Annotated in this window: 4 protein-coding genes; 2 read left to right on the top strand and 2 right to left on the bottom strand. The window is 64.0% G+C overall.

Annotation, left to right across the window (positions count from 1 at the left end):
* Positions 1–618 precede the first annotated feature (618 nt).
* Together BLQ85_RS23870 and uvrA are read right to left on the bottom strand one after the other, a co-directional pair.
* Positions 619–1545 carry a DMT family transporter gene (locus tag BLQ85_RS23870; RefSeq protein WP_074580457.1) on the bottom strand — a complete coding sequence of 309 codons (927 nt, stop codon included), beginning with the start codon at positions 1543–1545 and terminating at the stop codon, positions 619–621.
* 69 nt (positions 1546–1614) lie between these two features.
* Positions 1615–4626: an excinuclease ABC subunit UvrA gene (uvrA, locus tag BLQ85_RS23865; RefSeq protein WP_074580458.1), complete on the bottom strand. Its 3012-nt coding sequence runs from the start codon at positions 4624–4626 to the stop codon at positions 1615–1617.
* 276 nt (positions 4627–4902) lie between these two features.
* On the opposite strand from uvrA, the gene BLQ85_RS23860 reads away from it, so the two are divergent.
* Together BLQ85_RS23860 and ssb are read left to right on the top strand one after the other, a co-directional pair.
* Entirely contained in the window at positions 4903–6135 is a 1233-nt protein-coding gene (locus BLQ85_RS23860) for an MFS transporter (protein WP_074580456.1), read from the top strand.
* Positions 6136–6189: 54 nt separating this feature from the next.
* The gene (ssb, locus tag BLQ85_RS23855) at positions 6190–6690 is read left to right on the top strand and encodes a single-stranded DNA-binding protein (RefSeq protein ID WP_074580455.1); all 501 of its coding nucleotides are present in this window, start codon (positions 6190–6192) and stop codon (positions 6688–6690) included.
* Positions 6691–6901 lie beyond the last annotated feature (211 nt).

Genomic DNA, 6901 nt, shown 5'->3' with positions numbered 1-6901 from the left:
CGAAACCCGCAAAGCGGGTTTTCTTTGTTCGCCAAAGGCGCGCTACGCGCGCGGGGTTTGCTCACTTCGCGCAGCGAAGTTACGCAAACACCAAAAGTACCCAAAAGAAAGGCGACCCGCAGTCTGGGTCCCTCCGCTGCGCTCCGGGCAACCTGCGGTGCTCGAGCCAAGCGGGGTCCGGCTAAACTCGCTTCGCTCAGACAACGCCGGCCCTGATCCGCTTGTCTCTGCGCTCCTCGGCCCAGCCAGGACGGGGCAATCGGAAGCGGGAACCAATACCAACAAGGACACGCCACGGCGTGTCCTTGTTTCTTCAGGTATTCGGTTTTCTTTCTCCCACCCCTTGTGTATGCGCCGAGGAGCGCAGGTTCAGGCGGATCAGGGATCGCGTTGTTTGAGCGAAGCGAGTTTAGCGAGACCCCGCCTGAACCGAGCACCGCAGGTTGCCCGGAGCGCAGCGAAGGGACGCAGACACCAGGGTCGCCTTTTCTTTGGTGACTTTCTTTTGGCGAAGCAAAAGAAAGTTACTGGCCGCCGGGCCACTCCCGGCCAGCCGCCCTCAGAGGAGGAAAGAGGAGGATGAAGAGGAAGAGCGCGCCCGCCGGAGCAAGACCCGGCTCAACCACCCTTCTCTTCCTTCGTCACCAACCAGATCCCATAACAAACCAAGCCCAACGCTACCCCATTCTTCCATTCCAGGAACCGCTCATCCAGAAACACCGCCGACAGCATGGTCCCAAAAATCGGCACCATGAAGTTAAAGACGGTGATCATGCTCACGCGGTTGTATTTCAGCAAAATCGTCCACAGCGAGAACGCGGCCGACGACAGCACCACGAGGTACACCATCAGCAAGGTGGACTTGAAGGTGAAGCCCGTCAGCGAACCACCGGTGGCAAAACCGATGAGCAGCAGGGCCAGGCCGCCGATCGCCAGCTGCCAGCCGGTCAGCACCACCGAGTCCACGCGCTGTGAAACTTTTTTGCCGTAGATGCTGGCGGCCGAGAGCACAAAGGCGGCGATCACCACAAAGCCTTCACCGAGCAGCGTGAAGTCGAAGCTGAGCAGGCTTTCGCTGAAGTTCACCACCATCACGCCCGCGAAACCCACCAGGCAGCCCAGCACCTTGTTGAAGCTGAGCCTGTCGTTTTTGTAGATGTAGTGCGCCAGCAGCACGCTGAAAAAAGTGCCGGTCGCGTTCATGATGGAACTCTTCACGCCGGTGGCATAGGCCAGGCCGATGTAGAAGAACACATACTGTAGGCTGGTCTGTGTCAGGCCCACAATCGCGACCTGGCCGAAGGTCCGGCGGTCCAGCTGGAACACCGGCTTGCGGCTGATAAAGGCGAACACCAGCAGCACCAGCCCGGCAAAAATAAAACGCCAGCCCGCGAACACCAGCTTGGAGGGAATGTCGCCGGCGGCGATCTCAAACAGCGCATAGCCGTTCTTGATCGCCGGGTAGGCGCTGCCCCAGAGCAGGCAGCACAGCGAGGCCAGCAGGAAAACGATTTTGCGCTGGGTGAAAAAGGTGGAGCTGTTCAAAACCTGGATCCCGTGAAGAAAAGAAGGCGCGGCCCGGGCACGGCGTGCGCCCGAGCGCATCGACGCAAGTTACAGCAGGCGCGCCAGGTAGCGTCCCGTATGGCTGGCGGGATTGGCGGCGATGTCTTCCGGCGTGCCCACGCCCACCACGGTGCCGCCGCCGGCTCCGCCTTCGGGGCCCATGTCGACCAGCCAGTCGGCCGTCTTGATGACGTCCAGGTTGTGCTCGATCACGACAATCGTGTTGCCTGCGTCGCGCAGCTGGTGCAGCACCTTGAGCAACAGGTCGATGTCGGCAAAATGCAGGCCCGTCGTCGGCTCGTCGAGGATGTACAGCGTGCGCCCGGTGTCGCGCTTGCTCAGTTCCAGCGCGAGCTTGACGCGTTGCGCCTCGCCACCCGAGAGCGTGGTCGCGGCCTGGCCCAGCTTGATGTAGGACAGGCCCACGTCCAGCAAGGTCTGCAGCTTGCGCGCGATGGTGGGCACGGCCTTGAAGAACTCGGCCGCGACCTCGACCGTGAGGTCCAGGATCTGCGCGATGTTCTTGCCCTTGTACTGCACTTCCAGCGTTTCGCGGTTGTAGCGCATGCCCTTGCAGACGTCGCAGGGCACGTACACATCGGGCAAAAAGTGCATCTCGACCTTGACCACGCCGTCGCCCTGGCAGGCTTCGCAGCGGCCGCCGGCGACGTTGAAGGAAAAGCGCCCCGCGCCGTAGCCGCGCTCGCGGGCGGTATTCATCTCGGCCATCAGCTCGCGTATCGGCGTGAAGAGGCCGGTGTAGGTGGCCGGATTGCTGCGTGGCGTGCGGCCTATCGGGGACTGGTCGACGTTGATGACCTTGTCGAAGTGTTCTATGCCTTCGATGGATTCATGCGCGGCGGGCTCTTCATGCGCGCGGTACAGCGTGCGGGCCACGGCGGCATACAGCGTGTCGTTGACCAGTGTGGATTTGCCCGAGCCGGAGACGCCGGTCACGCAGGTCAGCAGGCCCACCGGGAACTCGACGCTCACGCCCTTCAGGTTGTGGCCGGTGGCGTTGATGACGCGCAGCGCCTGCATGTCGCCCAGCGTGGCTTGGTGCACGGCTTCGCGCGCGGCGCGGCGTTCGGCGGCCGGGCTTTGCGGAAAGCGCGAGGCTTTTTTCTTCTCGGCGGCTTCCACTGCTTTCACCGTCGGCAGCCAGGGCGTGCGGCGCTTGGGCACGGCGATCTGCAGCGTCTGCGCCAGGTATTTGCCGGTCAGCGAGTCGGGGTTGTTCTTGACCTCGTCAAACGTGCCTTGGGCCATCACGCGCCCGCCGTGGATGCCGGCGCCCGGCCCCATGTCGATGACGTGGTCGGCCGCGCGGATCATGTCCTCGTCGTGCTCGACCACCAGCACGCTGTTGCCGATGTCGCGCAAATGCTTGAGCGTGCCGATCAGCCGGTCGTTGTCGCGCTGGTGCAGGCCTATGCTGGGCTCGTCCAGCACATACATCACGCCGGTCAGGCCCGAGCCTATCTGCGAGGCCAGGCGTATACGCTGCGATTCGCCGCCCGACAGCGTTTCGGCGCTGCGGTCCAGGCTCAGGTAGTTGAGGCCCACGTCGTTGAGGAATTTCAGCCGCAGGCCGATCTCGCGCACCACCTTGGCCGCGATCTCGGCCTTGGCGCCTTCCATCTTGAGGACGTTGAAATACTCAAAACTCTCGCGCAGCGTCGCGTGGCTGATCTCGAAGATGGCCTTGCGCTGCGGCTGGGCGCCGCCCTCGGGTGCGCTGACCAGGTAGACGTGGCGCGCCTCGGTGCGCAGCCGCGTGCCCTCGCACTCGGGGCAGGGCTGCACGCTGCGGTAGCGGGCCAGCTCCTCGCGCACGGCGGCGGAGTCGGTCTCGCGGTAGCGGCGCTCGAAGTTGGTGATCACGCCTTCGAAGGGGTGCTTTTTGCTGATCTTCTTGCCGGCGAAGTTGCCCGAGTCCATCACATAGCTGAACTTGATTTCCTCGTCGCCCGAGCCATGCAGCACGACCTGCTGCACGTTGTCGGGCAGCTCCTCAAAGGCCGTGTCGATGTTGAACTTGTAGTGTTTGGCCAGGCTTTCCAGCATGGCGAAGTAATAGCCGTTGCGCCTGTCCCAACCCTTGACGGCGCCGCTGGCCAGGCTGAGCGAGGGAAAAGCCACCACGCGTGCCGGGTCGAAAAACTCCATGTGGCCCAGGCCGTCGCAGGTGGGGCAGGCGCCCACCGGCGAGTTGAAGGAAAAGAGCCGCGGCTCCATCTCGCTGAGCGAGTAGTCGCAGACCGGGCAGGAGAACTTGGCGCTGAACAGGTGCTCCTTGCCGGTATCCATCTCGAGCGCGAGGGCCTTGCCGTCGGCCAGGCGCAGCGCGGCCTCGAAGCTTTCGGCCAGGCGCTGCTGCAGGTCGGCCCGCACCTTGACGCGGTCTATCACCACGTCGATGTTGTGCTTCTCGGTTTTCTTGAGTTTGGGCAGCTCGTCGAACTCATAGGCCGTGCCGTCGACGCGAAAGCGCACATAACCCTGGGACTGCATTTCGGCGAACAGGTCCACGAACTCGCCCTTGCGGTCGCGCGCCACCGGCGCCAGGATCATCAGCTTGGTGTCTTCCGGCAGGGCCAGCACCGTGTCGACCATCTCGCTGACGCTTTGCGCCTGCAGCGGCAGGTCGTGGATGGGGCAAAACGGCGTGCCGGCGCGCGCGAACAAAAGGCGCAGGTAGTCGTGGATCTCGGTCACCGTGCCCACGGTGGAGCGCGGGTTGTGCGAGGTGGCCTTCTGCTCGATGGAGATCGCGGGCGACAGGCCCTCGATCATGTCCACGTCGGGTTTGTCCATCAGCTGCAAAAACTGGCGCGCATAGGTGGACAGGCTTTCGACGTAGCGGCGCTGGCCTTCGGCGTACAGCGTGTCGAAGGCCAGGGACGATTTGCCGGAGCCGCTCAGCCCGGTGATGACCACCAGCTGGTTGCGCGGGATGTCCAGGTCGATGTTCTTGAGGTTGTGCGTGCGCGCGCCGCGAATGCTGATGCGCTGCGCCGCCAGGGCCTGGGCCAGGTAGCGGGCCGGGGGCTCAGCCACGTGACGGCCTTCTGCGGCCTGGGAGGCGAGGTATTTGCTGTCGTCGGGAGAGTTCAAGATGTGGCAGCCGCAAAACTCTCCATCATAGACCGAAGCACCGTTTCAAGCACAATAGCCGTTTGGGCAAGCTCCGGGCGGCCGGGGTTTGCCGCGCCACGGCGTCCAAATTCCCGGTTTGCCCCGGTTTGTCCTTGATTTGAGCCGCCTTTTGTCCGGTTTTGAGTCTTTTTGCCTGTTTATCCCTTGTCCGAGCCCTCCGTCCCCCCGTCTTACCCCATGACCGCCACCGAGCGCCGCGCCAGCGCCTCGCTGGCGTCGATTTTTGCGCTGCGCATGCTGGGCCTGTTCCTGGTGCTGCCGGTGTTCGCGCTGGAAGCGGCCAGATACCCGGGCGGCGACGACCCGGCACGCATCGGCCTGGCCATGGGCATTTACGGGCTGACCCAGGGCCTGCTGCAGATCCCCTTCGGCATCGCCTCGGACTGGTGGGGCCGCAAACCTGTGATTATTTCCGGCCTGGTCATATTTGCCCTGGGCAGCTTTATCGCGGCCTGGGCGCCCGACCTGGACTGGCTTATCGCCGGCCGCGCGCTGCAGGGCGCGGGCGCGATTTCGGCGGCCGTTACCGCGCTGCTGGCCGATTCCACACGCGATGAGGTGCGCACCAAGGCCATGGCGCTGGTGGGCAGCAGCATCGCGCTGATGTTCGCCCTCTCGCTGCTTGTGGCGCCCCTGCTGGCGGCCTCCATCGGCCTGCACGGCCTGTTTTCCCTGACCGGCGGGCTGGCCTTGGGCGGCATCGCGGTGGTCCTGTGGTGGGTGCCGCCCGAGCCGTTGGAGCATGCGAACCGCCCGCGCGGCAGTGTGCTGGAAGTCCTCAAGGACCCGGCCCTGCTACGGCTGGACTTCGGCGTTTTTGTGCTGCATGCAGTGCAGCTGGCCATGTGGGTGGCGATACCGGCGCTGCTGGTGGCGGCCGGCCTCGACAAGGCCCGCCACTGGCAGGTCTACCTGCCGGCGGTGCTGGCGTCCTTCCTGGTGATGGGCATGACGCTGTTCCCGCTGGAGCGGCGCGGCTACCTGCGCGCCGCCTTCCTGGGCGCCGTGGGCCTGGTTTTTGTGGTGCAGCTGGGCCTGCTGTGGGCGGTGTCCTCAAGCCCGGGGCCGCACGGCCTGGGCCTGCTGGCCGCCTTGCTGTTCCTGTTTTTCTGCGGTTTTAATGTGCTGGAAGCCACCCAGCCCAGCCTGGCCTCCCGCGTGGCGCCCGCCCATGCGCGCGGCGCGGCGCTGGGGGTGTACAACACCTTGCAGTCGCTGGGCTTTTTTGCCGGCGGCGCTATCGGCGGCTGGGTCACCAAAACCCAGGGCGCGGCGGGGCTTTTTATGCTATGCGGCGGCCTGATGCTGGCCTGGCTGCTGGTGGCCTGGCCCATGCGGGCGCCCGGGCGCCATGCGCCCGTTACGGCCGCTGGCGAGGAAGCCTTGCCGGGCCGGCCAGTTAAACTGTGAGGTATTCATAAATAGCAGGGCCCCGCCCTGTAGATCAGCTCAGGAGAACCCCTCATGGCATCCGTCAATAAAGTCATCGTCGTCGGTAATTTGGGCCGCGACCCCGAAATGCGCAGCTTCCCGAGCGGCGACCAGGTCGCCAACGTCACCATCGCCACCACCGACCGGTGGAAGGACAAGCAGACCGGCGAAATGAAGGAAGCCACCGAATGGCACCGCGTGGTGTTCAACGGCCGCCTGGCCGAAATCGTCGGCCAGTACCTGCGCAAGGGCTCGCAGGTCTATGTCGAAGGTTCGCTGCGCACGCGCAAGTGGACCGACAAGGACGGCATCGAAAAATACACCACTGAAATCCGCGCCGACCAGATGCAGATGCTGGGCAGCCGCCAGGGCATGGGCGGCCCCGGTGGGGACGACGGCGGTGGCGGCGGCTACGAAGCCCCGCGCCAGTCGGCACCCGCGCGCGCGCCGGCAGCGGCCGCGCCACGCCAGGCCCCTGCGGCCTCCAAGCAGGCCAGCGGTTTTGACGACATGGATGACGACATCCCGTTCTAGAATTTACTTTTCTTAATTCGTAAATAATCAAGCTAAGGTCCGCATCTTTGCGGACTTTTCTTTTGTTTACTGTTGAATTGCACCGAAGTCTGACCCGAGTTTTCCATCGAATTTTGACCCACACTCTTTGTGAGCAGAAGGTGCTCACGATGTGGATAAGTTCTTGGTTTTCTCCTTTTTGGGCTGAGTCTTTGCAGAGCTGTTTTTGAAT

This window comes from Polaromonas sp. JS666 (assembly GCF_900103405.1).
In the GTDB taxonomy this organism is placed as follows: Bacteria; Pseudomonadota; Gammaproteobacteria; order Burkholderiales; family Burkholderiaceae_C; genus Polaromonas.
Note: the sequence above shows the minus strand (reverse complement) of the source record. Positions and strands in the feature narration are given on the sequence as shown.

Bases quoted from the DNA above. Each gene is read 5' to 3' on its own strand.
- BLQ85_RS23860 (WP_074580456.1), top strand. From the start codon at position 4,903: ATGACCGCCACCGAGCGCCGCGCCAGCGCCTCGCTGGCGTCGATTTTT.
- ssb (WP_074580455.1), top strand. From the start codon at position 6,190: ATGGCATCCGTCAATAAAGTCATCGTCGTCGGTAATTTGGGCCGCGAC.